A 24,862-nucleotide genomic window follows, 5' to 3' on the forward strand; every position below is an offset into this window, starting at 1 on the left:
TCGAAGCTTGTCCCGGAGCGGGCTCAGAAGGTCAGCCCGTTACCGCGTGCGGCATCCGCGAGAGCGGCGATCCGGCCGTGGTACTTGTTGCCACCACGGTCGAACACGACGGCCTCGACACCGGCAGCCTTCGCACGCTCGGCGACCAATTCGCCGACCTTGCGAGCCTGGGCGGTCTTGTCGCCCTCGCCACCACGGATGGACGGGTCCATCGTGGAGGCCGAAGCGAGAGTGTGGCCGGCGATGTCGTCGATAACCTGCGCCACCATGTGACGGGTGGAGCGGCTCACGACGAGACGGGGCCGCAGCGGGGTGCCGGAAACCTTCTTCCGCACCCGGATGTGCCGGCGCTTGCGTGCGACAGACTTCTTCGCAACGCCCTTGCCGGTCTTCACGCCGACAGCCATGCCTACTTACCAGCCTTTCCGACCTTGCGGCGGATGACCTCGCCGGCGTACTTGACGCCCTTGGCCTTGTACGGGTCGGGCTTACGCAGCTTGCGAATGTTCGCCGCGATCTCACCGACCTTCTGCTTGTCGATGCCTTCGACCGAGAAACGGGTCGGGGCCTCGACCACGAAGGTGATGCCCTCCGGGGCCTCGACGACGACGGGGTGGCTGAATCCGAGCGCGAACTCCAGCGAGGAGCCCTTCGCCTGGACGCGGTAACCGACGCCGCTGATCTCAAGCTTCTTGATGTATCCCTGGGTCACACCAGTGATCATGTTCGCCACCAGCGTCCGGGACAGCCCGTGCAGGGCCTTCGAGCGACGCTCGTCGTCGGGACGGGTCACCGCGAGGGTGCCGTCGTCCGACTTCGCGATCTCGATCGGGGCGGCGATGGTGTGCGACAGGGAACCCTTGGGGCCCTTCACGACAACCTCGCGGCCATTGATGGTGACGTCCACACCGGTGGGAACCGGGATGGGGAGACGTCCGATGCGCGACATTGCTCTCCTTCCCTTCCCTTACCAGACGAAGGCGAGGACTTCCCCGCCCACGCCCTTCTTGGCCGCCTGCTTGTCGGTGAGGAGACCGGTCGACGTCGAGATAATCGCGACGCCGAGGCCACCGAGCACCTTCGGCAGGTTCGTGGACTTTGCGTACACCCGCAGACCGGGCTTCGACACACGGCGGACGCCGGCGATCGAGCGCTCGCGGTTCGGGCCGTACTTGAGGACGACGGTGAGCTTCTTGCCCACCTCCGCGTCCTCGACGCGCCAGCCCTGGATGTAACCCTCCTGCTGGAGGATCTCCGCGATGTGCGACTTGATCTTGCTGAACGGCATCACGACGTCGTCGTGATAAGCCGAGTTGGCGTTCCGCAGACGAGTCAACATGTCTGCGATGGGGTCGGTCATGGTCATGACGGCCTCAAGGCCTTTCTCGCCGTGGTTTCCCGGCGTGCGATCCCTCGCCCCGCCGCCCTCCCGAGGGAGAGCGGCGAGGCGACGACTGCGGTGCGGGACCTACGACGTCGTTACTGTTCTCGTTCGTCCCCACGGGACGATCGATTTGCGGGTGCCGCGTCGGTCGCCGAGGCGACCGTCGCGAACTACCAGCTGCTCTTGGTGACGCCCGGCAGCTCGCCGGCGTGCGCCATCATGCGCAGGCACACGCGGCACAGGCCGAACTTGCGGTACACCGAGTGAGGACGGCCACAGCGCTGGCAGCGCGTGTAGCCACGAACCTCGAACTTCGGCTTGCGGGCGGCCTTTGCGATCAGGGCCTTCTTCGCCACGTCTCAGTCTCCTTGTTGCGTTCCTCAGTCGGCGAGCCGACTGCTCACGCTTCCTTGAACGGGAAGCCGAGGAGACGCAGCAGAGCGCGGCCCTCGTCGTCGTTCTTGGCGCTGGTCACCACAGTGATGTCCATGCCGCGAACGCGGTCGATCTTGTCCTGGTCGATCTCGTGGAACATCGACTGCTCCGTGAGACCGAAGGTGTAGTTGCCGCGGCCGTCGAACTGCTTCGGCGAGAGGCCGCGGAAGTCGCGGATACGCGGCAGAGCGATCGACAGCAGACGGTCGAGGAACTCCCACATGCGGTCGCCGCGCAGTGTAACGTGCGCGCCGATCGGCTGACCTTCACGCAGCTTGAACTGCGCGATGGACTTGCGGGCCTTCGTGACCTGGGGCTTCTGGCCGGTGATGGCCATCAGGTCCTTGATCGCGCCGTCGATCAGCTTCGAGTCGCGGGCGGCGTCGCCCACACCCATGTTGACCACGATCTTGGTGACGCCCGGAACCTGCATGACGTTCTCGAACGAGAACTCCTCACGCAGCTTGCCGAGGATCTCCTCGCGGTAACGCTGCTTCAGACGCGGCAGTTCGCGCGCCTCAGTGGTGACCGTCATCAGATGTCCTCACCGGTCCGCTTGGCGTACCGGATCTTGTTGCCCTCGTCATCGAACCGGAAGCCGGTCCGCGTCGGGACCTTCTTTCCGTCCTTCTCCACCACCAGCATCACGTTGCTGACGTGGATGGAGGCTTCCTGGGTGATGATGCCACCGGTCTTGGCACCCTTGGCGGACTGACCCACCTTGGTGTGCTTCTTGATCCGGTTGACGCCCTCGACCAGGACGCGCTCCTTCGGCGGGAAGGCCGCGATGACCTTGCCCTGCTTGCCCTTGTCCTTGCCCGTGATGACCTGTACCAGGTCACCCTTCTTGATCTTCATCGCCTTCGCCATTGGTTAGAGCACCTCCGGCGCGAGCGAGATGATCTTCATGAACTTCTTCTCACGAAGCTCACGGCCGACCGGACCGAAAATACGGGTGCCTCGGGGTTCGCCATCGTTCTTCAGGACAACGGCGGCGTTCTCGTCGAAGCGGATGTAGGAGCCGTCGACACGCCGGCGCTCCTTGACCGTCCGCACGACGACTGCCTTGATGACGTCGCCCTTCTTCACGTTGCCACCGGGGATCGCGTCCTTGACGGTGGCAACGATGACGTCCCCGATGCCCGCGTAGCGCCGGCCGGAGCCACCGAGCACACGGATGCAGAGAATCTCCTTCGCACCCGTGTTGTCGGCGACTCGCAGTCGCGACTCCTGCTGGATCACGTCTAACTCCTGATCGTCACGTCGCGGTCACGACCCACGGTTGGTGGGGCGACCGGCGCTCGCTACTTGGCCTTTTCGAGGATCTCGACGATGCGCCAGCGCTTGCTGGCGGACAGCGGCCGAGTCTCCATGAGGACGACACGGTCACCGACGCCACAGGCGTTCTGCTCGTCGTGAGCCTTCAGCTTGTTCGTGCGGCGGATGACCTTGCCGTACATCGGGTGCTTCACGCGGTCCTCGACGGCGACGACGACGGTCTTGTCCATCTTGTCGCTGACGACGAGGCCCTCACGGGTCTTGCGGAATCCCCGGGTTGCTTCAGTCATCTCAGTCTTCTCGCTCACGCCGCGCCTCCGGTCTCCTGCACGTCGATGCCCAGCTCGCGCTCGCGCATCAGCGTGTAGATCCGGGCGATGTCCTTACGGACAGCCTTGAGCCGCCCGTGATTCTCGAGCTGCCCGGTCGCCGCCTGGAAACGGAGGTTGAACAGCTCCTCCTTGGCTTCGCGGAGCTTGGCGACGATTTCCTCGTCACCGAGTTCGCGGAGCTCGGACGCCTTGGTAACGGCCGCCATCACGCCTCACCAGCCTCGCGCCGGACGATCCGGCACTTCATCGGCAGCTTGTGCACGGCGCGGGTAAGCGCCTCACGAGCCACCTTCTCGTTCGGGTACGACAGTTCGAACATCACCCGACCGGGCTTGACGTTCGCGACCCACCACTCGGGCGAGCCCTTACCGGAACCCATGCGGGTCTCGGCAGGCTTCTTGGTCAGCGGACGGTCGGGGTAGATGTTGATCCACACCTTGCCACCACGGCGAATGTGCCGGGTGATGGCAATACGAGCGGACTCGATCTGACGGTTGGTCACGTACGCCTGGCCCAGGGCCTGGATGCCGTACTCGCCGAACGCCAGTTCCGTACCGCCCTTGGCGCGGCCACCACGCTTGGGGTGGTGCTGCTTGCGGTGCTTGACCCTGCGGGGGATCAGCATCGGGGTCAGGCCTCCGATCCGGATTCGGGCGCCGAGTTCACAGCCTCGGCCGCCGGCGCGGAGCCGGTGTCCGAGGAACCGGTGGCCTGCGCGTCGTTCTGCTGCGGACGTCCGCCGCGGCCACCGCGGCCACCGCGCTCGCCGCCACGACCGCCGCCGCCACCCTCGCCACCACGACGGGGACGCTCGGGAGCGCCGCCGCGGGCGGGACGGTTGCTGGCACGAGCCGCAGCGTTCTCGGCGCGAACCTCGGCGATGTTCTTCACGTCGCCCTTGTAGATCCACACCTTCACACCGATGCGACCGAACGTCGTACGGGCCTCGAAGAAGCCGTAGTCGACGTTGGCGCGCAGCGTGTGCAGCGGCACGCGACCCTCACGGTAGAACTCCGAGCGGGACATTTCGGCCCCACCCAGACGACCACCGCACTGGATCTTGATGCCCTTGGCCCCGGCCTTCATGGAGCTCTGCATCGCCTTGCGCATCGCGCGGCGGAAGGACACGCGGCTCGAGAGCTGCTCGGCCACACCCTGCGCCACAAGCTGAGCGTCCACCTCGGGGTTCTTGACCTCGAGGATGTTGAGCTGAACCTGCTTGCCGGTGAGCTTCTCGAGCTCACCGCGGATGCGGTCGGCCTCCGCACCACGACGGCCGATGACGATGCCCGGCCGGGCGGTGTGGATGTCGACGCGGACGCGCTCACGGGTGCGCTCGATCTCGACCTTCGAGATCCCGGCGCGCTCCATGCCCTTCGTCATCATCTGACGAATCTTGACGTCCTCGCCGACGTAGTCCTTGTAAAGCTTGTCGGCGTACCACCGGGACTTGAAGTCCGTGGTGATGCCGAGACGGAACCCGTGCGGGTTAACCTTCTGGCCCACTAGCGGGTCCTCTCCTTCTCGGCGACAACCACGGTGATGTGGCTGGTGCGCTTGCGGATGCGGTACGCCCGGCCCTGTGCCCGCGGACGGAAACGCTTGAGGGTCGGACCCTCGTCCACGTAGGCGGCGGACACGTACAGGATGTTCGTGTCCAAGTTGTGGTTGTGACCGGCGTTGGCAATGGCGCTGTCCAGCACCTTGCCGACCGGCTCACTCGCGGCCTGCGGAGCGAATCGCAGGACCGCCTGGGCCTCCGCGGCGTTCATGCCACGGATGAGGTCCACCACACGGCGGGCCTTCATGGGCGTGACGCGGATGTACCGCGCCTGAGCCCTGGCTTCCATCGACGTCCCCTTGCTCATCTCGATATCCATGCGATTCGCCGCGTCAGCGACGACGCGACTTCCGGTCGTCCTTCTCGTGACCGCGGAAGGTCCGAGTCGGCGCGAACTCGCCGAGCTTGTGGCCGACCATCGACTCGGTCACGAACACCGGGACGTGCTTACGGCCGTCGTGCACCGCGATCGTGTGGCCCAACATCGCCGGGACGATCATCGAGCGACGGGACCAGGTCTTGATGACGTTCTTGGTTCCCTTGTCGTTCTGTACGTCCACCTTCTTGATGAGGTGGCCGTCGACGAAGGGTCCCTTCTTGAGACTGCGCGGCATCGAGACTGCTCCTAGCGCTTCTTGTTCGTCTTGCGGCGGCGGATGATGAGCTTGTCGCTGGCCTTCTTCGGCCGGCGAGTACGACCCTCGGGCTTACCCCAGGGGCTCACCGGGTGGCGACCACCAGAGGTCTTACCCTCACCACCACCGTGCGGGTGGTCGATGGGGTTCATCGCCACACCGCGGACGGTCGGGCGCTTGCCCTTCCAGCGCATGCGACCGGCCTTGCCCCAGTTGATGTTCGACTGCTCGGCATTGCCGATCTCGCCGATCGTCGCCCGGCAGCGCACGTCCACCAGGCGAATTTCGCCCGAGGGCATGCGGAGGGTCGCGTGAGCACCCTCCTTCGCCAGCAGCTGCACGCTGACACCCGCGGAACGGGCGATCTTCGCGCCGCCACCGGGCCGAAGCTCGATGGCGTGGATGACCGTACCGACCGGGATGTTCCGGAGCGGCATGTTGTTGCCCGGCTTGATGTCGGCGCCCGGACCGTTCTCGATCCGGTCGCCCTGCTTCAGCTTGTTCGGGCACAGGATGTAGCGCTTCTCGCCGTCCGCGTAGTGCAGAAGAGCGATGCGCGCGGTGCGGTTCGGGTCGTACTCGATGTGAGCGACCTTCGCCGGAACGCCGTCCTTGTCGTTGCGCCGGAAGTCGATCAGTCGGTACGCGCGCTTGTGTCCGCCACCCTGGTGGCGAGCAGTCACACGGCCGTGGTTGTTACGACCACCCTTGCTGTGCAGAGGGCGGACCAGCGACTTCTCCGGCTCGGACCGCGTGATCTCGACGAAGTCGGCGACGCTGGCGCCACGACGGCCCGGCGTCGTCGGCTTGTACTTGCGGATGCCCATGGCTTCTCTTAGTCCTCGTCCGTATCAGCGGCCGTCAGCCGACGGGTCCACCGAAGATGTCGATCCGCTCGCCCTCTGCAAGGGTGACGATCGCGCGCTTCGTGTCCTTGCGCTTGCCGAAACCGGTCTTGGTGCGCTTGCGCTTACCGACGCGGTTGATCGTGTTGACGCTCTCGACCTTGACCCCGAAGACCGCGATGACGGCCTGCTTGATCTGAGTCTTGTTGGCGTCGGGGTGCACGATGAACGTGTACTTGTTCTCGTCGATGAGCCCGTAGCTCTTCTCCGAGATCACCGGCTTCAGCAGCACGTCGCGCGGGTCGGTGTAGGTCTTGCTGGTGACCTTCGTCGTGCTCTCGACGGTGTCGGTGCTCACGCGTGGCTCCCTTCGAGCTCGTCGGAGCTCGCGACCGCCGAGGCGGCCTGGGCCGGTCCGGCGATGAAGCGCTCCAGAGCGGCCTTCGTGAAGACCACGTCGTCGGAGACGAGCACGTCGTAGGTGTTCAGCTGCCCGACCTCGAGCAAGTGCACCTGCGGAAGGTTGCGGGCGCTCAGCCAGGCAGTGGTGTCGGACTTCTCGACGACCAGGAGCACGTGCTTGCGCTCACTGATCTTGCCGAGCAGCGTCTTCGCCGCCTTGACCGACGGCTTGTCGCCCTCGATCAGCGCGGAAACGCAGTGGATGCGCTCGTGACGCGCCCGGTCGGAGAGGGCACCGCGCAGGGCGGACGCCTTCATCTTCTTCGGGGTCCGCTGCTCGTAGTCACGCGGCACGGGACCGTGCACGACGCCACCACCGGCGAACTGCGGCGCGCGGGTCGAGCCCTGACGGGCGCGACCGGTGCCCTTCTGGCGGTACGGCTTGCGCCCACCACCGCGGACCTCGCCACGAGTCTTGGTCTTGTGCGTGCCCTGACGAGCCGCGGCGAGCTGCGCCACGACGACCTGGTGAATCGTCGGGATGCTCACCTGGACGTCGAACAGCCCCGCGGGGAGCTCGATCGTCCCGGACTTCTCGCCGGCGGGCGAAAGAACGTCAATGCTGGTCATGAAATTCACACACCCTTCGCAGCAGTGCGCACCAGAACCAGGCCGCCGTTGGGACCGGGGACCGCGCCCTTGATCAGGAGCAGGCCCTTCTCCGCGTCCACAGCGTGCACGGTCAGGTTCTGGGTGGAGACGCGCTCGTTACCCATGCGGCCTGCCATGCGCACGCCCTTGAACACACGACCCGGGGTGGCGCAGCCACCGATCGAGCCGGGCGAGCGGTGCTTGCGCTGCGTACCGTGCGAGCTGCCGAGACCCTTGAAGCCGTGTCGCTTCATGACACCGGCCGTGCCCTTGCCCTTCGAGGTGCCCATGACGTCGACCTTCTGGCCGGCCTCGAACACCTCGGCGGTGATCTCCTGCGCCAGCGTGTACTCGCCGGCGTCGGAGGTGCGGAGCTCGATCAGGTGGCGACGCGGGGTCACCCCGGCCTTGGCGAAGTGGCCGGCGAGCGGCTTGTTCACCTTGCGCGGGTCGATCGCGCCGAACGCAATCTGGACGGCCGAGTAGCCGTCGACCTCGGCGTTGCGGACCTGGGTCACGACGCAGGGCCCGGCCTCGACCACAGTCACTGGAACGACGCGGTTGTTCTCGTCCCAGACCTGGGTCATGCCGAGCTTCTTGCCCAGAATGCCCTTCATCTGCTTCGTCATCGTCGGTGCGTCCTCAGAGCTTGATCTCGATGTCGACGCCGGCCGGCAGGTCGAGACGCATAAGCGAGTCGACCGTCTTCGGCGTGGGGTCGAGGATGTCGATGAGCCGCTTGTGAGTGCGCATCTCGAAGTGCTCGCGCGAGTCCTTGTACTTGTGCGGCGAGCGGATGACGCAGTACACGTTCTTCTCGGTCGGCAGCGGCACCGGTCCCGCAACCTGCGCACCAGTACGCGTCACCGTCTCGACGATCTTCTTCGCCGAACTGTCGATGACCTCGTGGTCGTAGGCCTTGAGCCTGATGCGGATCTTCTGTCCCGCCATGGCTGCTTCGAATTCCTTCTCTCGTACCGCTGCGGATCACCCCCGCTGACACGGGGAGAAGACTTGGGCTGAAAACCCGTTGGGGTTTCCCTTCCCCGCCGACCCCCGCGGTCGGGCGTGTCGCTCTGTTGCTCACAAGCACCCCTTGGAAACCCTTACGGGCGGCCTGGGGGCCTGGGCAACGTACTCTCGGCGTCACCTTCGCTGCGGCAAGCGAAAGGACGACACGAGGTCGCTAAGCGACGACGCCGGCTGCATGGGTGGCAGGACAGAAGTCCACCGATTGCTCGGAGTCAACTGGGCCGGCGCCCGATCCCGTCTGTGCGACAGGCACGGCGCAGCCCGTTGTCTATCCGAGCAACTTGGCTAGTATGCCCCACGAATGGCGGGCTTGGCCAATCGAGCGGCTCTCCCAGGTTTGAGGGAGCCCCCGAGCAGTGGATATCCGGTCCCACCTTGGGGGTGGAATCGATCCGGACAAAGCCCCGCCCGCCGACCCAGGTGGACCGGCGGGCGGGATTTCATCACTTCTTGATCTTGACGACCTGGCCGGCGCCCACGGTGCGGCCACCCTCGCGGATGGCGAAACGCAGGCCCTCTTCCATGGCGATCGGCTGGATCAGCGCGACGTCCATGCCGGTGTTGTCACCCGGCATGACCATCTCGGTGCCCTCGGGGAGGGTCACCACGCCGGTCACGTCCGTCGTACGGAAGTAGAACTGCGGCCGGTAGTTGTTGAAGAAGGGGGTGTGACGGCCACCCTCGTCCTTCGACAGGATGTAGACCTGGGCCTCGAAGTCGGTGTGCGGCGTGACCGAACCCGGCTTGATGATGACCTGGCCGCGCTCGACGTCCTCGCGCTTGATGCCGCGGAGGAGCAGACCGACGTTCTCGCCCGCCTGGCCCTCGTCGAGCAGCTTGCGGAACATCTCGATGCCGGTGACCGTGGTGGTGGTCTTCTCCAGCTTGATACCGATGATGTCGACGGTCTCGTTGACCTTGACGATGCCACGCTCGATGCGGCCGGTGACGACGGTGCCACGACCGGTGATCGTGAAGACGTCCTCGACGGGCATCAGGAACGGCATGTCGGTGTCACGCGGCGGCGTCGGGATCGACTCGTCGACGGCGGCCATGAGACCGAGAAGCTTCTCGCCCCACTCCTTGTCGCCCTCGAGCGCCTTGAGCGCCGAGACCCGCACGACCGGAAGGTCGTCGCCCGGGAACTCGTACTCCGAGAGGAGCTCGCGCACCTCGAGCTCGACGAGCTCCAGGATCTCCTCGTCGTCCACCATGTCGGCCTTGTTCAGCGCGACCACGATGTACGGAACGCCGACCTGGCGGGCCAGGAGCACGTGCTCCTTGGTCTGCGGCATCGGGCCGTCGGTGGCGGCGACCACGAGGATCGCGCCGTCCATCTGCGCGGCACCGGTGATCATGTTCTTGATGTAGTCGGCGTGCCCGGGGCAGTCGACGTGCGCGTAGTGACGGTTCTCCGTCTGGTACTCGACGTGCGCGATCGAGATCGTGATACCGCGCTGCCGCTCCTCCGGCGCCTTGTCGATCTGGTCGAACGGCGTGAAGGGGTTCAGGTCCGGGTACGCGTCGTGCAGCACCTTGGTAATCGCCGCGGTCAGCGTCGTCTTACCGTGGTCGATGTGACCAATGGTGCCGATGTTGACGTGCGGCTTAGTCCGCTCGAACTTAGCCTTCGCCACTGGGGTCCTCCTGTGGACTGGTTCTTTACGCCGTACGACGTCGGGTATCGGGGGTGAGCCGGGGCGGGGGCACCGGAGTCCTGTGGACTCCGGGTCCCCCTGGTATCGCTGGTGCCGCGGTGGCGGTGATTACTCGCCGCGCGACTTGGCGATGATCTCCTCGGCGACGTTCCTCGGAACCTCGGCGTAGGAGTCGAACTGCATGGAGTAGCTCGCGCGACCCGAGGTCTTGCTGCGGAGGTCGCCGACATAGCCGAACATCTCCGACAGCGGGACCAAGGCCTTGACGACGCGCGCACCAAAGCGCTCGTCCATGGCCTGGATCTGGCCGCGACGCGAGTTGAGGTCGCCGATCACATCGCCCATGTAGTCCTCGGGCGTGGTGACCTCGACGGCCATCATCGGCTCCAGAAGAGCCGGACTGGCCTGCCGAGCCGCTTCCTTGAACGCCTGCGAACCGGCGATCTTGAACGCGAGTTCGGACGAGTCGACCTCGTGGTAGCCACCGTCGATCAGCGTCAGACGCACGCCGACCATCGGGTAGCCGGCGAGAACGCCGTACTGCATGGCCTCCTGCGCACCCGCGTCCACCGAGGGGATGTACTCCCTGGGGATACGGCCACCGGTGACCTTGTTGACGAACTCGTACGCGTCACCCTCGAGCGGCTCGAGCGCGATCTGCACCTTGGCGAACTGACCGGTACCACCGGTCTGCTTCTTGTGCGTGTAGTCCACTCGCTCGACGACCTTGCGGATCGTCTCGCGGTAGGCCACCTGCGGCTTGCCGACGTTGGCCTCGACACCGAACTCACGGCGCATCCGGTCGACCAGCACCTCGAGGTGCAGCTCGCCCATGCCACCGATGATGGTCTGGCCGGTCTCCTCGTCGGTGTGCACCTGGAACGAGGGGTCCTCGGCCGCGAGGGACTGGATGGCGACACCCAGCTTCTCCTGCGCACCCTTGGACTTCGGCTCGATCGCGACCTGGATGACCGGAGCCGGGAAGGTCATCGACTCCAGGATCACCGGGTTCGCCGGGTCGCAGAGCGTCTCACCGGTGGTGGTGTCCTTGAGACCCATCACGGCGATGATGTCGCCCGCGCCGACCGACGGGATCTCCTCACGCTTGTTCGCGTGCATCCGGTAGATCTTGCCGATGCGCTCCTTCTTGCCCTTGACCGAGTTCAGCACGAAGCTGCCGGCTTCCAGGACACCCGAGTAGACCCGGACGAAGGTGAGCTTCCCGAGGTGCGGGTCGCGCATGATCTTGAACGCGAGACCGGCGAAGGGCTCGGCGTCGCTCGGCTGGCGAACGATGGACTTCTCGGCGTCGTTGACGTCGTGGCCCTCGATGCCCGAGATGTCGAGCGGCGACGGCAGGTAACGAACGACCGCGTCGAGCAGGGGCTGAACGCCCTTGTTCTTGAACGCGGTACCGCAGAACACCGGGGTGAACGTCGGCTTGTCCTTGTTGTCACCCAGCGTCGAGGCGATGGTGGCGCGACGGATCGCGGCCATGAGCTGCTCCGTGGTGGGCTCGGTGCCCTCCAGGTACAGCTCCATCATCTCGTCGTCGAATTCGGCGATCGTCTCGAGCAGCTTGCCGCGGTACTCGGCGGCGGCCTCGGTGTGCGTGGCGGGGATGTCGACGACGTCGTACATCTCGCCCTTGGCAGCCTCGGCCGACCAGACCAGAGCCTTCATGGCGACCAGGTCGACTACGCCCTGGAAGTCCATCTCGGTGCCGATCGGAAGCTGCATGACCAGCGGAACCGCGCCCAGTCGCTCGTCGATCATGTCGACACAGCGGTGGAACTCGGCGCCGGTGCGGTCGAGCTTGTTCACGAAGCAGATACGCGGCACGCCGTACCGGTCGGCCTGACGCCAAACGGTCTCGGACTGCGGCTCCACGCCGGCGACACCGTCGAAGACGGTGACGGCGCCGTCGAGCACGCGCAGCGAACGCTCCACCTCGACGGTGAAGTCGACGTGGCCAGGGGTGTCGATGATGTTGATCGTGTGATCGACGTCTTCGAGCGTCCAGTGACAGGTCGTCGCGGCAGACGTGATGGTGATGCCGCGCTCCTGCTCCTGTTCCATCCAGTCCATGGTGGCAGCGCCCTCATGAACCTCACCGATTTTGTAGTTGACGCCTGTGTAGAACAGGATCCGCTCGGTGGTGGTGGTCTTGCCCGCGTCGATGTGGGCCATGATGCCGATGTTTCGGACCTTGGCCAGATCAAGAGCAGTGGTAGCCATCGTGGCTTGTCTTCTCTCGGCTTCTCGTCGTTGCGGGTGGAACTACCAGCGGTAGTGCGCGAAGGCCTTGTTGGACTCGGCCATCTTGTGCGTGTCCTCGCGGCGCTTGACCGCGGCACCGAGACCGTTGCTCGCGTCCAGCAGCTCGTTCATCAGACGCTCGGTCATCGTCTTCTCGCGACGAGCGCGGGAGTAGCCGACGAGCCAGCGGAGAGCGAGGGTCGTGGAGCGGCCCGGACGGACCTCGACCGGCACCTGGTAGGTCGCGCCACCGACACGGCGGCTGCGGACCTCGAGGGTCGGCTTCACGTTCTCGAGGGCACGCTTGAGCGTGATGACCGGGTCGGTACCGGTCTTCTCGCGGCAACCTTCGAGAGCGCCGTAGACGATCTTCTCGGCGACGGAGCGCTTACCGTGCGACAGGACCTTGTTCACCAGCGAGGTGACCAACGGCGAGTTGTAAACCGGGTCGATGATGACCGGTCGCTTGGGGGCAGGGCCCTTACGCGGCATTAGCTCTTCTCCTTCTTCGCGCCGTAGCGGCTGCGCGCCTGCTTGCGGTTCTTGACACCCTGGGTGTCGAGCGAACCACGAATGATCTTGTAGCGGACACCGGGGAGGTCCTTCACACGACCACCGCGAACGAGCACGATCGAGTGCTCCTGGAGGTTGTGACCCTCACCGGGAATGTAGGCCGTCACTTCGATGCCACTCGTGAGGCGCACACGCGCGACCTTGCGAAGCGCCGAGTTCGGCTTCTTCGGCGTCGTCGTGTAAACACGGGTGCACACGCCGCGACGCTGCGGGCTCCCCTTGAGCGCCGGAGTCTTGGCCTTGTCGACCTTGTCCTGGCGGCCCTTTCGGACCAGCTGCTGGATCGTGGGCACCGCGTCTCCGTCTTCTTCGTGCCGAGCGGTCTTTTTGAAGCGACTGCAATGTCTGAATCGGCCTGCATCCCGGTCGACGCCGGAGCCAACCGCAAGTCCGACCCCCGCGGTCGGGCGTGTCGCCCGGTCTTGGGAGTGTGCTTGCTTAGGAGGCTGTGGGTCGGTCTCTCGGGCCTCTCACGCACAGATCCCGTCGGGATCGCGGTGAGCGCAGCCACAAGAGCCCGGGGACACCCCAGGCACAAGGAGAGAGACTACCTACCACAGCAGCAGAGGTCAAAGCGAAAAGAAAGACCCCCGCCACGACATGGAATTCGGTGCTCTCACCGTGGTGGAGCACCGAATCGTTCAGGGCGGTACATCACCCTCCGAGCCCCACCGTACCCGGCATTGCGGCCCGAGGCGAACGAGCGCGCGCCCGGTTCCCCACCGGGGGCGCGAACGTGACTCAGCACACCGCGCGCAGTGCGCCGAACAGATGCAGGTAGTCCGAATAGTCGTCATTGTTCGAATCCAGGACCAGGACCACGATGGTCAGCGCCAGCAGGGCCATGCCGATCCAGCCCAGCACCACGCCGGCGATCGCCATGCCCCGACCCTGCTGGCCGGTACGAGCGGTCTGGGCCAGCGCTATGTGTCCGAAGATCACCGCGAGCAGGCTGCCCAGCCAGTAGAGCCACAGGATGCCCAGGATCATCGACGCGATGGCCAGGCCGTTGGTGCCCGGCTGGGGCAGGTAGCCGCCGTAGCCGGGGTGCTGGGGGTAGCCGTATCCGTACGGCGGCTGCTGCCCGTACTGCGGCGCCTGGCCGTAGCCGTAGGGCGCGGGCGACTCCCCCGGTCCGTAGCCGTATCCGTAGGGCGGGTACGGCTCGCCGTACGGGTTCTGCGCGTCGCCGTACGGCTGCTCTCGATAGGGCCCGTACTCGGACCCGCCAGGGGTGCTCATGGAGGTTCTCCCGGGGTGGGACGACGCGTCGCCGGTATCGTCGCACCGATCGTCGCGCGGTGGAGAGGGTCCGCGTACCGAAGGTATGGATATGCGACAGGGCCGCCACCCCGAAGGATGGCGGCCCTGTGCGTCGACCGGGGGCTGATCAGCCCTGGTAGCCGCCGAAGTCGTACTCCTCCAGCGGGACGGCCTGGCCGGAGCCGGAACCGAACGCGGAGTAGTCCGCCTCGTCGTACCCGGACATCGAGTACATCGCGGCCTTGGCCTCTTCGGTGGGCTCGACCCGGATGTTGCGGTAGCGGGGCATGCCCGTACCGGCCGGGATGAGCTTGCCGAGGATCACGTTCTCCTTCAGGCCCAGCAGCGGGTCCGACTTGGCGTGGATCGCCGCGTCGGTCAGCACTCGGGTGGTCTCCTGGAAGGAGGCCGCCGACAGCCACGACTCGGTGGCCAGCGACGCCTTCGTGATGCCCATGAGCTGCGGACGACCCGAGGCCGGGTGCCCGCTCTCGGACATCACCCGACGGTTCTCGGTCTCGAACCGGCCACGCTCGACGAGCTCGCCCGGAAGCAGCTCGGCGTCGCCCGACTCGATGATCGTCACGCGGCGGAGCATCTGCCGAATGATGATCTCGATGTGCTTGTCGTGGATCGACACACCCTGCGAGCGGTAGACCTGCTGGACCTCCGCCACGAGGTGGATCTGCACGGCACGCTGGCCGAGGATGCGCAGCACGTCGTGCGGGTTGACCGCGCCGACGAGCATCTTCTGACCGACGTCGACGTGGTCGCCCTCGTCGACCAGCAGGCGCGAGCGCTTGCTGACCGCGTACGCCAGTTCCTCGGAACCGTCGTCCGGGACCACCACGACCTTGCGGGTCTTCTCGGTGTCCTCGATGCGCACCCGACCGGCCGCCTCGCTGATCGGGGCGACACCCTTGGGGGTGCGCGCCTCGAAGAGCTCGACGACACGCGGCAGACCCTGCGTGATGTCGTCACCCGCCACACCACCGGTGTGGAAGGTACGCATCGTGAGCTGGGTGCCGGGCTCACCGATCGACTGGGCGGCGATGATGCCGACCGCCTCGCCGATGTCCACGAGCTTGCCGGTCGCCAGGGAGCGGCCGTAGCACATGGCGCAGGTGCCGACCTTGGACTCACAGGTCAGGACCGAACGCGTCTTCACCGACTCGACGCCTTCGGCGACGAGGTGGTTGATGATCACGTCGCCGAGGTCGGCGTTGGCCGGGGCCAGCACCTTGCCGTCGACGACGACGTCCTCGGCCAGGTTGCGGGCGTACACGCTGGTCTCGACGTCGTCGTCCTTGCGGAGCACGCCGTCGGCGCCGCGGGTGGCGATCGACAGGACGAGGCCGCGGTCGGTGCCGCAGTCCTCCTCGCGCACGATCACGTCCTGCGACACGTCCACCAGACGACGGGTCAGGTAACCCGAGTCGGCGGTACGCAGCGCGGTGTCGGCCAGACCCTTACGGGCACCGTGCGTCGAGATGAAGTACTCGAGGACGGACAGACCCTCACGGAAGGACGCCTTGATGGGACGGGGAATCGTCTCGTTCTTGGCGTTCGACACCAGACCACGCATACCCGCGATCTGACGCATCTGCATCATGTTTCCGCGGGCACCCGAGTCGACCATCATGAAGATGGGGTTCGTCTTGGGGAAGTTCAGGTTCATCGCCTCGGCAACCTCGTTGGTCGCCTTGGTCCAGATCTGAATCTGCTCCTGCTGACGCTCGTCCTTGGTGATCAGGCCACGCTCGTACTGCTTCTGCACCTTCTCGGCCTGGGCCTCGAAGCGCTCCAGGATCTCCTTCTTCGCCGGCGGCACGACGACGTCGGAGATGGAGACGGTGACACCGGAACGGGTGGCCCAGTGGAAGCCGGCCTCCTTCAGGTTGTCCAGCGTTGCCGCCACGACCACCTTCGGGTACCGCTCCGCCAGGTCGTTCACGATGATCGACAGCGTCTTCTTGCCGATCTCCTCGTCGACGAACGGGTAGTCCGCCGGCAGGAGCTCGTTGAACAACGCGCGACCGAGCGAGGTGCGCACGCGCAGCGGCGAACCGGGCTCCCAGCCCTCGGGCGCGACCCAGCCGCGCGACGGGACGGTACCCGCCGGCAGCCGCAGCTCGATCTTCGCCTGCAGGTCGAGCTCACGGGCGTCGAACGCCATGATCGCCTCGGCCGTGGACGCGAAGACGCGCCCGTCGCCCTTGGTGATCTCCCGCTCGGAGGTCAGGAAGAACAGCCCGAGCACCATGTCCTGGGTCGGCATGGTGACGGGGCGACCGTCGGCCGGCTTCAGGATGTTGTTGCTGGACAGCATGAGGATGCGGGCCTCGGCCTGCGCCTCCGCGGAGAGCGGCAGGTGAACGGCCATCTGGTCACCGTCGAAGTCCGCGTTGAACGCGGTGCACACGAGCGGGTGGATCTGGATGGCCTTGCCCTCGACGAGCTGCGGCTCGAACGCCTGGATGCCCAGACGGTGCAGCGTCGGTGCCCGGTTGAGCAGCACCGGGTGCTCGGCGATGACCTCTTCGAGCACGTCCCACACCACGGGGCGGGCGCGCTCGACCATGCGCTTGGCCGACTTGATGTTCTGCGCGTGGTTGAGGTCCACCAGGCGCTTCATCACGAACGGCTTGAACAGCTCGAGCGCCATGGCCTTCGGCAGACCGCACTGGTGCAGCTTGAGCTGCGGGCCGACGACGATGACCGAACGCGCGGAGTAGTCCACGCGCTTGCCGAGCAGGTTCTGACGGAAACGACCCTGCTTGCCCTTGAGCATGTCGGACAGCGACTTGAGCGGCCGGTTGCCCGGGCCGGTCACCGGACGACCGCGGCGGCCGTTGTCGAACAGCGCGTCGACGGCCTCCTGGAGCATCCGCTTCTCGTTGTTCACGATGATCTCGGGGGCACCGAGGTCGAGCAGACGCTTCAACCGGTTGTTGCGGTTGATCACGCGGCGGTACAGGTCGTTCAGGTCGGAGGTCGCGAAGCGGCCACCGTCCAGCTGCACCATCGGACGCAGGTCCGGCGGGATCACCGGGACGCAGTCCAGGACCATGCCGTTGGGGCTGTTCCGGGTCTGCTGGAACGCGGAGACGACCTTGAGGCGCTTGAGCGCGCGGGTCTTCTTCTGGCCCTTGCCGGTGCGGATGATCTCGCGCAGCTTCTCGGCCTCGGCGTCGAGGTCGAACGACTCCAGCCGACGCTGGAGCGCCTGCGCGCCCATGCCGCCCATGAAGTACGTGCCGAAACGGTCACGCATCTCACGGAAGAGGATCTCGTCGCCTTCGAGGTCCTGGACCTTGAGGTTCTTGAACCGGGTCCAGACGTCGTCGAGACGGTCGAGCTCGCGCTGGTTGCGGTCGCGAAGCTGCTTCATCTCACGCTCGGCACCTTCGCGCACCTTGCGGCGGACGTCGGACTTGGCGCCCTCGGCCTCCAGCTCGGCGAGGTCGGTCTCGAGCTTCTTCTGGCGCTCTTCGACGCTGGCGTCACGACGCTGCTCGATCTGCTGACGCTCGACCGAGATCTTGGCGTCGAGGGACGGCAGGTCGCGCTGGCGACGCTCGTCGTCGACGTACGTGATCATGTACGCCGCGAAGTAGATGACCTTTTCGAGGTCCTTCGGGGCGAGGTCGAGCAGGTAGCCGAGGCGGCTGGGCACGCCCTTGAAGTACCAGATGTGCGTGACGGGCGCGGCGAGCTCGATGTGGCCCATGCGCTCACGACGCACCTTGGCGCGAGTGACCTCGACGCCGCAGCGCTCACAAATGATGCCCTTGAAGCGGACGCGCTTGTACTTGCCGCAGTAGCACTCCCAGTCCCGGGTCGGACCGAAGATCTTCTCGCAGAAGAGCCCGTCCTTTTCCGGCTTCAGGGTGCGGTAGTTGATGGTCTCGGGCTTCTTGACTTCACCGTGCGACCACTGGCGGATGTCGTCTGCGGTAGCGAGGCCGATACGCAGCTCGTCGAAGAAGTTGACGTCGAGCACTGTTTCGTCAATCCCTCTTTCGGGGTTTGGTCCCGGCGGTCACGGCTGGGGCTGTGCCGTGCTCACCAGTGTGTGTCTTCATCAGGACTGGGGTCGAAATCCCGGGGCCGGCCTCACGGCCGGACCCGGGAGGGAGCCTCAGACCTCTTCGACGCTGCTCGGCTCACGCCGCGACAGGTCGATACCAAGCTCCTCCGCAGCGCGGAAGACGTCCTCGTCGGTGTCGCGCATCTCGATCGACATACCGTCGCTGGAGAGGACCTCCACGTTGAGGCAGAGCGACTGCATCTCCTTGATGAGCACCTTGAAGGACTCGGGGATGCCCGGCTCCGGGATGTTCTCGCCCTTGACGATCGCCTCGTAGACCTTGACTCGGCCGAGGACGTCGTCGGACTTGATGGTCAGCAGCTCCTGGAGCGCGTAGGCGGCACCGTATGCCTCGAGTGCCCACACCTCCATCTCACCGAAGCGCTGGCCACCGAACTGGGCCTTACCACCCAGCGGCTGCTGGGTGATCATCGAGTAGGGACCGGTCGACCGGGCGTGCAGCTTGTCGTCGACCAGGTGGTGCAGCTTGAGGATGTACATGTACCCGACCGACACCGGGTGCGGGAACGGCTCGCCGGAGCGGCCGTCGTACATCTTCGCCTTGCCGGTGCCGTCGATCAGACGGACGCCGTCGCGGGTCTTGTTGGTCGAGTCGAGGAGACCGGTGATCTCCTCCTCGCGCGCACCGTCGAAGACCGGGGTGGCGACGTTGGTGCCGGGGGCACCCTGGTCGGCCGCGATCGCCCGGAGGCGACCCTTCCAGTCCTCGTCGTCGCCCTCGACGCTCCAGCCGGTCTTGGCGATCCAGCCGAGGTGCGTCTCCAGGACCTGACCCGGGTTCATGCGGGACGGGACACCGAGCGGGTTGAGGATGATGTCGACCGGGGTGCCGTCCTCCAGGAACGGCATGTCCTCGACCGGCAGGATCTTCGAGATGACGCCCTTGTTGCCGTGTCGACCGGCGAGCTTGTCACCGTCGGTGATCTTGCGCTTCTGCGCGACGTAGACGCGGACCAGCTGGTTCACGCCCGGCGGCAGCTCGTCGCCGGCCTCGCGGTCGAAGACGCGCACGCCGATGACCTTGCCGGACTCGCCGTGCGGGACCTTGAGCGAGGTGTCGCGCACCTCGCGCGCCTTCTCGCCGAAGATCGCACGGAGCAGACGCTCCTCCGGGGTCAGCTCGGTCTCACCCTTGGGCGTGACCTTGCCGACCAGGATGTCGCCGGGTACGACGTCGGCGCCGATCCGGATGATGCCGCGCTCGTCCAGGTCCGCGAGGACCTCTTCGGAGACGTTCGGGATGTCCCGGGTGATCTCCTCCGGGCCGAGCTTGGTGTCCCGGGCGTCGACCTCGTGCTCCTCGATGTGAATCGAGGAGAGCACGTCGTCCTGCACCAGACGCTGCGACAGGATGATCGCGTCTTCGTAGTTGTGACCCTCCCACGGCATGAACGCCACGAGCAGGTTCTTGCCGAGGGCCATCTCGCCCTCTTCGGTGCACGGACCGTCGGCCAGCACCTGGCCGGCCTCGACCCGCGCGCCCTCGTCGACGACGACCTTCTGGTTGAAGGACGTGCCCTGGTTCGAGCGCATGAACTTCTGCACGCGGTACGTGGTGTACGTCGCGTCGTCGTTCATCACGGTGATGTAGTCGGCCGAGACGTCCTGGACCACACCCGGCTTCTCGGCGGTGATCACGTCGGCGGCGTCGACCGCGGCGCGGTACTCCATGCCGGTGCCCACCAGCGGGGACTCCGCCTTCAGCAGCGGCACGGCCTGGCGCATCATGTTCGAGCCCATGAGCGCGCGGTTCGCGTCGTCGTGCTCGAGGAAGGGGATCATCGCGGTCGCGACCGACACCATCTGGCGCGGCGAGACGTCCATGTAGTCGACTTCGTCGCCGGGGATGTAGTCGATCTCGCCGCCGCGGCGACGCACGAGCACACGGGCCTCGGCGAAGACGTCGTCTTCCTTGAGCGGCGCGTTCGCCTGGGCGATGACGAAGCGGTCTTCCTCGTCGGCCGTCAGGTAGTCGATGCCGTCGGTGACCCGGCCCTCGATCACCTTGCGGTACGGGGTTTCCACGAAGCCGAACGCGTTGACCCGACCGTAGGACGCGAGCGAGCCGATCAGGCCGATGTTCGGGCCTTCGGGGGTCTCGATCGGGCACATCCGGCCGTAGTGCGAGGGGTGCACGTCACGGACCTCGAAGCCGGCCCGCTCACGCGAGAGGCCACCGGGGCCCAGGGCGGAGAGACGACGCTTGTGGGTCAGGCCCGACAGCGGGTTCGTCTGGTCCATGAACTGGGACAACTGGCTGGTGCCGAAGAACTCCTTGATGGAGGCGACGACCGGCCGGATGTTGATCAGGGTCTGCGGCGTGATCGCCTCGACGTCCTGGGTGGTCATCCGCTCGCGGACGACGCGCTCCATCCGGGCCAGGCCGGTACGGACCTGGTTCTGGATGAGCTCGCCGACGTTGCGCAGGCGACGGTTGCCGAAGTGGTCGATGTCGTCGACCTCGACCACGATCTCCTGGCCCGACGCGCCTTCCATGGCCTCTTCGCCGGCGTGCAGCTTGACCAGGTACTTGATGGTCGCGATGACGTCTTCGACGGTCATGACGCCGGCGTCCAGCGCCTGCTCGACCCCGAGCTTCTTGTTCACCTTGTAGCGGCCGACCTTGGCGAGGTCGTAACGCTTCGGGTTGAAGTAGAGGTTCTCGAGCAGGGTCTGCGCGGCCTCGCGGGTCGGCGGCTCCCCCGGACGCAGCTTGCGGTAGATGTCCAGCAGCGCGTCGTCCTGGCCCTGGGTGTGGTCCTTCTCCAGGGTCTGCCGCATCGACTCGTACTGGCCGAACTCCTCGAGGATCTGGGAGTCGGTCCAGCCGAGCGCCTTCAGCAGCACGGTGACGCTCTGCTTGCGCTTGCGGTCGATGCGGACACCGACGGTGTCGCGCTTGTCGATCTCCAGCTCCAGCCAGGCACCACGCGAGGGGATGACCTTCGCGCTGAAGATGTCCTTGTCGGACGTCTTGTCGACCTGGCTGTCGAAGTAGACACCCGGGGAGCGCACGAGCTGGGACACCACGACACGCTCGGTGCCGTTGATGATGAAGGTGCCCTTGTTCGTCATGAGCGGGAAGTCGCCCATGAAGACCGTCTGGCTCTTGATCTCGCCGGTCTCGTTGTTGGTGAACTCGGCCGTGACGAACAGCGGCGCCGAGTACGTGAAGTCGCGCTCCTTGCACTCCTCGATGGAGTTCTTCGGAGGCTCGAACCGGTGGTCCCGGAACGTCAGGGACATCGAACCGGAGAAGTCCTCGATCGGAGAGATCTCTTCGAAGATCTCTTCGAGGCCGGACTTGGTGGGCACATCCTGTCCGCCCGCGAGGGCGGCCTCGACCCGTGCCTTCCACGCACTGTTGCCGAGCAGCCAGTCGAAGCTCTCGGTCTGCAACGCGAGAAGGTTCGGAACCTCCAGGGGTTCCCTGATCTTGGCGAAGGAGATGCGGAGCGGGGCAGTGGCGGCGCCGGGGTTGGTAGCGGAGGCGGTGCGCGAGGCGGCCAAGAGGGGTCCTTCCGAGGGCTCGGACTCACTATGCGCATACAAGACGGCCCGGGTTCATACACCGGGAGAAGTCGATAGGCAGCGCAAAGGGTCAGTGTAGCCACAAGGCACACCGCTGTCCAGCCCCTACGAAGGGCCGGTCCACCACCCGGATTCAGAAACCATCCGGCAACCGTGCTTCAGGGGTGCGTCCGAAGAATTGCGCGCCCCGATCCGTTCGTCAAGGGGTTGCTTTCCCCCTCAGAGCCGACGGAACCCTTCCGCGCCCCGGGAAAACCGGACGGAGGTCCCGATCCTGCGGCCTGCGACGAGAGTCTCGTCACATCGGCCGACCGGGTTCGCGAGGAGCCTCGGGAAGCCTGGAAAACACGGTAGACCGCCCGTCCGACAACGACCGGATCCGGCGGCTCACGAGAGGGTCCGCGCGCCCTGGCGCGCGCCCTCGGCGAGGCGCGACGGGCCTGGTACGAGCGGGTTCGGCGGACGCCGAGAGTGTTGGGAGTATCACCCTTTCGAGCGAGGCCGAGAGAGGTATGTCCGACTCTGGGCGGCTCGCCGCGGGGGTCGCCCGGCGCCGTCGAACGGTCCGTGATCCGGTCCGGAAAAGCCCGAAGGCGATCGCCCTGACGGACGATCGCCTTCGGTGATGCCGCCCGAAGGGGCGGCGTCGAATTACTTGACCTCGACCGAGGCGCCGGCGCCTTCGAGGGCAGCCTTCGCCTTCTCGGCGGCCTCCTTCGAGACCTTCTCCAGGAGCGCCTTGGGGGCGGAGTCCACGAGGTCCTTGGCCTCCTTCAGACCGAGGCTCGTGAGCGCGCGCACCTCCTTGATGACCTGGATCTTCTTCTCGCCGGCACCCGTGAGGATGACGTCGAACTCGTCCTGCTCCTCGGGCGCGTCCGCGACGGCGACCGGGCCACCGACGGCGACGGCGGCCGGGGCGGCAGCCTTGACGTCGAAGGTCTCCTCGAAGAGCTTCACGAAGTCCGAGAGCTCGATGAGGGTCATTTCCTTGAACGACGCAAGCAGCTCGTCGTTGCTGAGCTTCGCCATGATCGGCGGTCCTTCCTGATCAATTCGGCTGGTGCCGGGTGGTGTGGGATGGCGGGGGCGCTGCCCCCGGCGACCAAGGTCGCGACTGCCGAACTACTCGGCGGTCTCGGCCTCGGCGGCGGGAGCCGGCTCGCCGGCACCGCCCTGCTCGACCTTCGCGCGCAGCGCGTCCGCGGTGCGGACGAACTCCGTGAGCGGAGCCTGGAAGGTCGCCGCGGCCTTGGCCATGGTTCCCTTCATGGCGCCCGCCAGCTTGGACAGCAGCACCTCGCGGGACTCGAGGTCCGCGAGCTTCTTGATCTCGTCGGCGCTGAGCGCCTTGCCCTCAAGGACGCCGCCCTTGATGACGAGAAGGGGGTTCGCCTTGGCGAAGTCACGCAGGCTCTTCGCGGCCTCCACGGGGTCACCCGTGACGAACGCGATCGCGGACGGGCCTTCGAAGAGGTCGTCCAACTGAGCGATGCCCGCCTGGTTGGCGGCGATCTTGGTCAGCGTGTTCTTCACCACGGCGTACTGCGCGTTCTCACCGAGCGAACGACGCAGCTCCTTGAGCTGCGCGACGGTGAGTCCGCGGTACTCGGTCAGCACTGCGGCGTTCGAGTCACGGAACTGCTCCGTGAGCTCGGCGACCGCGGCCGCCTTGTCGGGCCTCGCCATAGGGCTGGCCTCCTTCCGCGATGCGATTGCCGATCGACCGTGGCGGTCGATCGTGTGCCGGATGAATACGCCGGTCCGCAGGGCGGAAGGGGTCCACATACAAAAACGCCCCGGCGCAGGCGCACGGGGCGTACATCCTCGAAACACGCGGAGTCCGCGGGTCTCGGGGGCAACGTCTCACGTTCACACCTGCGCAGGCCGTCCGCGATGCGGAACCTTCGTTTGCCGACCCTGCCTTACGGCACGACGACAACGACCGACGGTCTTTGGCTCGGTGCCAAGGTACGCGATGGCACTCGTTCGGAGCAAATCGGTTCGCGGCGGGCGGGCCGACGGCGAACGTGCCGAGGCCCGGCACACCGCGGGGTGTGCCGGGCCTCGTTCGCGTGCGGGCGGATCAGACCGCCTCTTCCTCCACCAGGAGGTTGCGGACGCGGTTCGGGTCGACCTGGATGCCGGGGCCCATCGTGGTCGAGACGCCGACCTTCTTGATGTAGCGACCCTTGGCGGCCGACGGCTTCGCGCGGAGCACCTCTTCGAGGGCGGCGGCGTAGTTCTCGACGAGCTGGGTGTCGTCGAACGTCGTCTTGCCGATGATGAAGTGCAGGTTCGAGTGCTTGTCGACGCGGAACTCGATCTTGCCGCCCTTGATCTCGTTCACGGCCTTCGCCACGTCGGGCGTGACCGTGCCGGTCTTCGGGTTGGGCATGAGGCCACGCGGGCCGAGCACACGGCCCAGGCGGCCGACCTTGCCCATCAGGTCCGGGGTGGCGACGACGGCGTCGAAGTCGAGCCGACCCTTCGCGACCTCGTCGATCAGCTCGTCGGAGCCGACGATGTCGGCGCCGGCGGCCTTGGCAGCCTCGGCACGGTCACCGGTCGCGAAGACCAGGACCCGGGCGGTCTTGCCGGTGCCGTGCGGGAGGATGACGGTGCTGCGGACCATCTGGTCGGCCTTGCGCGGGTCGACGCCCAGGCGCATGGCCACCTCGACGGTGCCGGCGAACTTGGAGGGCGAGGTCTCCTTGGCCAGGCGAACGGCCTCGAGCGGCGAGTAGAGCCGGTCGTGGTCGACCTTGGTGTCGGCCTCGCGGTAGGACTTGCTGCGCTTCACTGAAAGCTCCTGAAATTCCGAAAGGAGTTGTGGTGGGAGCGGGTCGCGCGGACCCTTCCACTCCGCCAGGTCGTGGGCTTTCGCGCACGTCCTCGCGTCGGTTCTGGTA

General features: G+C 66.3%; 28 protein-coding genes. All 28 read right to left on the reverse strand.

Features of this window, described 5'->3' with window-relative positions:
- Positions 1-23: 23 nt before the first annotated feature.
- The 28 genes from rplR to rplA all read right to left on the reverse strand — a co-directional run bounded on the left by rplR (position 24) and on the right by rplA (position 24,753).
- Positions 24-407 (reverse strand): 50S ribosomal protein L18, encoded by a 384-nt coding sequence (gene rplR / locus ACH4U8_RS06380; RefSeq protein WP_020549221.1) that lies wholly within the window; start codon positions 405-407, stop codon positions 24-26.
- A 2-nt stretch (positions 408-409) separates the two neighbouring features.
- A complete protein-coding gene (rplF, locus tag ACH4U8_RS06385; protein WP_020549222.1) occupies positions 410-949 on the reverse strand; it encodes a 50S ribosomal protein L6 in 540 nt (179 codons plus the stop codon).
- An 18-nt stretch (positions 950-967) separates the two neighbouring features.
- Positions 968-1,366: a 30S ribosomal protein S8 gene (gene rpsH / locus ACH4U8_RS06390; protein ID WP_020549223.1), complete on the reverse strand. Its 399-nt coding sequence runs from the start codon at positions 1,364-1,366 to the stop codon at positions 968-970.
- 188 nt (positions 1,367-1,554) lie between these two features.
- Positions 1,555-1,740, reverse strand: coding sequence for a type Z 30S ribosomal protein S14 (locus ACH4U8_RS06395; protein WP_161360669.1), 186 nt, complete (start codon positions 1,738-1,740; stop codon positions 1,555-1,557).
- Positions 1,741-1,784: 44 nt separating this feature from the next.
- Positions 1,785-2,354: a 50S ribosomal protein L5 gene (rplE, locus tag ACH4U8_RS06400; RefSeq protein ID WP_020549225.1), complete on the reverse strand. Its 570-nt coding sequence runs from the start codon at positions 2,352-2,354 to the stop codon at positions 1,785-1,787.
- Complete coding sequence (gene rplX / locus ACH4U8_RS06405) at positions 2,354-2,677, reverse strand: 50S ribosomal protein L24 (RefSeq protein WP_355533077.1); 324 nt, start codon at positions 2,675-2,677, stop codon at positions 2,354-2,356. The genes rplE and rplX overlap by 1 nt, the downstream gene beginning before the upstream one ends.
- A 15-nt stretch (positions 2,678-2,692) precedes the next feature.
- Positions 2,693-3,061, reverse strand: a complete 369-nt coding sequence (rplN, locus tag ACH4U8_RS06410) for a 50S ribosomal protein L14 (protein ID WP_078975728.1) — start codon at positions 3,059-3,061, stop codon at positions 2,693-2,695.
- A 62-nt stretch (positions 3,062-3,123) separates the two neighbouring features.
- Complete coding sequence (gene rpsQ / locus ACH4U8_RS06415; RefSeq protein ID WP_355532996.1) at positions 3,124-3,405, reverse strand: 30S ribosomal protein S17; 282 nt, start codon at positions 3,403-3,405, stop codon at positions 3,124-3,126.
- The gene (gene rpmC / locus ACH4U8_RS06420) at positions 3,402-3,635 is read right to left on the reverse strand and encodes a 50S ribosomal protein L29 (protein ID WP_020549229.1); all 234 of its coding nucleotides are present in this window, start codon (positions 3,633-3,635) and stop codon (positions 3,402-3,404) included. Before rpmC ends, rpsQ begins: the two co-directional genes overlap by 4 nt.
- Complete coding sequence (gene rplP / locus ACH4U8_RS06425) at positions 3,635-4,054, reverse strand: 50S ribosomal protein L16 (protein ID WP_020549230.1); 420 nt, start codon at positions 4,052-4,054, stop codon at positions 3,635-3,637. The genes rpmC and rplP overlap by 1 nt, the downstream gene beginning before the upstream one ends.
- Before the next feature lie 5 nt (positions 4,055-4,059).
- Positions 4,060-4,935, reverse strand: a complete 876-nt coding sequence (gene rpsC, locus ACH4U8_RS06430; RefSeq protein ID WP_355532993.1) for a 30S ribosomal protein S3 — start codon at positions 4,933-4,935, stop codon at positions 4,060-4,062.
- Positions 4,935-5,279, reverse strand: coding sequence for a 50S ribosomal protein L22 (rplV, locus tag ACH4U8_RS06435; RefSeq protein ID WP_026217944.1), 345 nt, complete (start codon positions 5,277-5,279; stop codon positions 4,935-4,937). Before rplV ends, rpsC begins: the two co-directional genes overlap by 1 nt.
- Before the next feature lie 43 nt (positions 5,280-5,322).
- Positions 5,323-5,604 carry a 30S ribosomal protein S19 gene (rpsS, locus tag ACH4U8_RS06440; RefSeq protein WP_020549233.1) on the reverse strand — a complete coding sequence of 94 codons (282 nt, stop codon included), beginning with the start codon at positions 5,602-5,604 and terminating at the stop codon, positions 5,323-5,325.
- Positions 5,605-5,615: 11 nt separating this feature from the next.
- Complete coding sequence (gene rplB / locus ACH4U8_RS06445; RefSeq protein ID WP_355532991.1) at positions 5,616-6,452, reverse strand: 50S ribosomal protein L2; 837 nt, start codon at positions 6,450-6,452, stop codon at positions 5,616-5,618.
- 34 nt (positions 6,453-6,486) lie between these two features.
- Positions 6,487-6,828 carry a 50S ribosomal protein L23 gene (gene rplW / locus ACH4U8_RS06450; protein ID WP_020549235.1) on the reverse strand — a complete coding sequence of 114 codons (342 nt, stop codon included), beginning with the start codon at positions 6,826-6,828 and terminating at the stop codon, positions 6,487-6,489.
- Positions 6,825-7,502: a 50S ribosomal protein L4 gene (gene rplD, locus ACH4U8_RS06455; protein ID WP_360308905.1), complete on the reverse strand. Its 678-nt coding sequence runs from the start codon at positions 7,500-7,502 to the stop codon at positions 6,825-6,827. The genes rplW and rplD overlap by 4 nt, the downstream gene beginning before the upstream one ends.
- 5 nt (positions 7,503-7,507) lie before the next feature.
- Entirely contained in the window at positions 7,508-8,152 is a 645-nt protein-coding gene (gene rplC, locus ACH4U8_RS06460) for a 50S ribosomal protein L3 (RefSeq protein WP_360308767.1), read from the reverse strand.
- A 13-nt stretch (positions 8,153-8,165) separates the two neighbouring features.
- Positions 8,166-8,474 (reverse strand): 30S ribosomal protein S10, encoded by a 309-nt coding sequence (gene rpsJ, locus ACH4U8_RS06465; RefSeq protein ID WP_020549238.1) that lies wholly within the window; start codon positions 8,472-8,474, stop codon positions 8,166-8,168.
- Between the two features lie 524 nt (positions 8,475-8,998).
- Positions 8,999-10,192, reverse strand: a complete 1,194-nt coding sequence (gene tuf / locus ACH4U8_RS06470; RefSeq protein WP_360308763.1) for an elongation factor Tu — start codon at positions 10,190-10,192, stop codon at positions 8,999-9,001.
- 129 nt (positions 10,193-10,321) lie between these two features.
- The gene (gene fusA, locus ACH4U8_RS06475) at positions 10,322-12,451 is read right to left on the reverse strand and encodes an elongation factor G (RefSeq protein ID WP_360308760.1); all 2,130 of its coding nucleotides are present in this window, start codon (positions 12,449-12,451) and stop codon (positions 10,322-10,324) included.
- A 42-nt stretch (positions 12,452-12,493) separates the two neighbouring features.
- A complete protein-coding gene (gene rpsG, locus ACH4U8_RS06480) occupies positions 12,494-12,964 on the reverse strand; it encodes a 30S ribosomal protein S7 (protein WP_161360661.1) in 471 nt (156 codons plus the stop codon).
- On the reverse strand, positions 12,964-13,338 hold the full coding sequence (gene rpsL / locus ACH4U8_RS06485; protein WP_020549242.1) for a 30S ribosomal protein S12: 375 nt from the start codon (positions 13,336-13,338) through the stop codon (positions 12,964-12,966). The genes rpsG and rpsL overlap by 1 nt, the downstream gene beginning before the upstream one ends.
- A gap of 448 nt (positions 13,339-13,786) precedes the next feature.
- Entirely contained in the window at positions 13,787-14,287 is a 501-nt protein-coding gene (locus ACH4U8_RS06490; protein ID WP_360308755.1) for a DUF4190 domain-containing protein, read from the reverse strand.
- A 148-nt stretch (positions 14,288-14,435) separates the two neighbouring features.
- Positions 14,436-18,311 (reverse strand): DNA-directed RNA polymerase subunit beta', encoded by a 3,876-nt coding sequence (locus ACH4U8_RS06495; protein WP_360308752.1) that lies wholly within the window; start codon positions 18,309-18,311, stop codon positions 14,436-14,438.
- Positions 18,312-18,449: 138 nt separating this feature from the next.
- Positions 18,450-21,929, reverse strand: a complete 3,480-nt coding sequence (gene rpoB, locus ACH4U8_RS06500) for a DNA-directed RNA polymerase subunit beta (protein ID WP_360308749.1) — start codon at positions 21,927-21,929, stop codon at positions 18,450-18,452.
- A gap of 672 nt (positions 21,930-22,601) precedes the next feature.
- On the reverse strand, positions 22,602-22,982 hold the full coding sequence (rplL, locus tag ACH4U8_RS06505; protein WP_360308746.1) for a 50S ribosomal protein L7/L12: 381 nt from the start codon (positions 22,980-22,982) through the stop codon (positions 22,602-22,604).
- 93 nt (positions 22,983-23,075) lie between these two features.
- Entirely contained in the window at positions 23,076-23,639 is a 564-nt protein-coding gene (rplJ, locus tag ACH4U8_RS06510; RefSeq protein ID WP_360308743.1) for a 50S ribosomal protein L10, read from the reverse strand.
- A 397-nt stretch (positions 23,640-24,036) separates the two neighbouring features.
- Positions 24,037-24,753 (reverse strand): 50S ribosomal protein L1, encoded by a 717-nt coding sequence (gene rplA / locus ACH4U8_RS06515; RefSeq protein WP_360308740.1) that lies wholly within the window; start codon positions 24,751-24,753, stop codon positions 24,037-24,039.
- Positions 24,754-24,862 lie beyond the last annotated feature (109 nt).

It is taken from the genome of Embleya sp. NPDC020886 (assembly GCF_044333915.1).
In the GTDB taxonomy this organism is placed as follows: Bacteria; Actinomycetota; Actinomycetes; order Streptomycetales; family Streptomycetaceae; genus Embleya.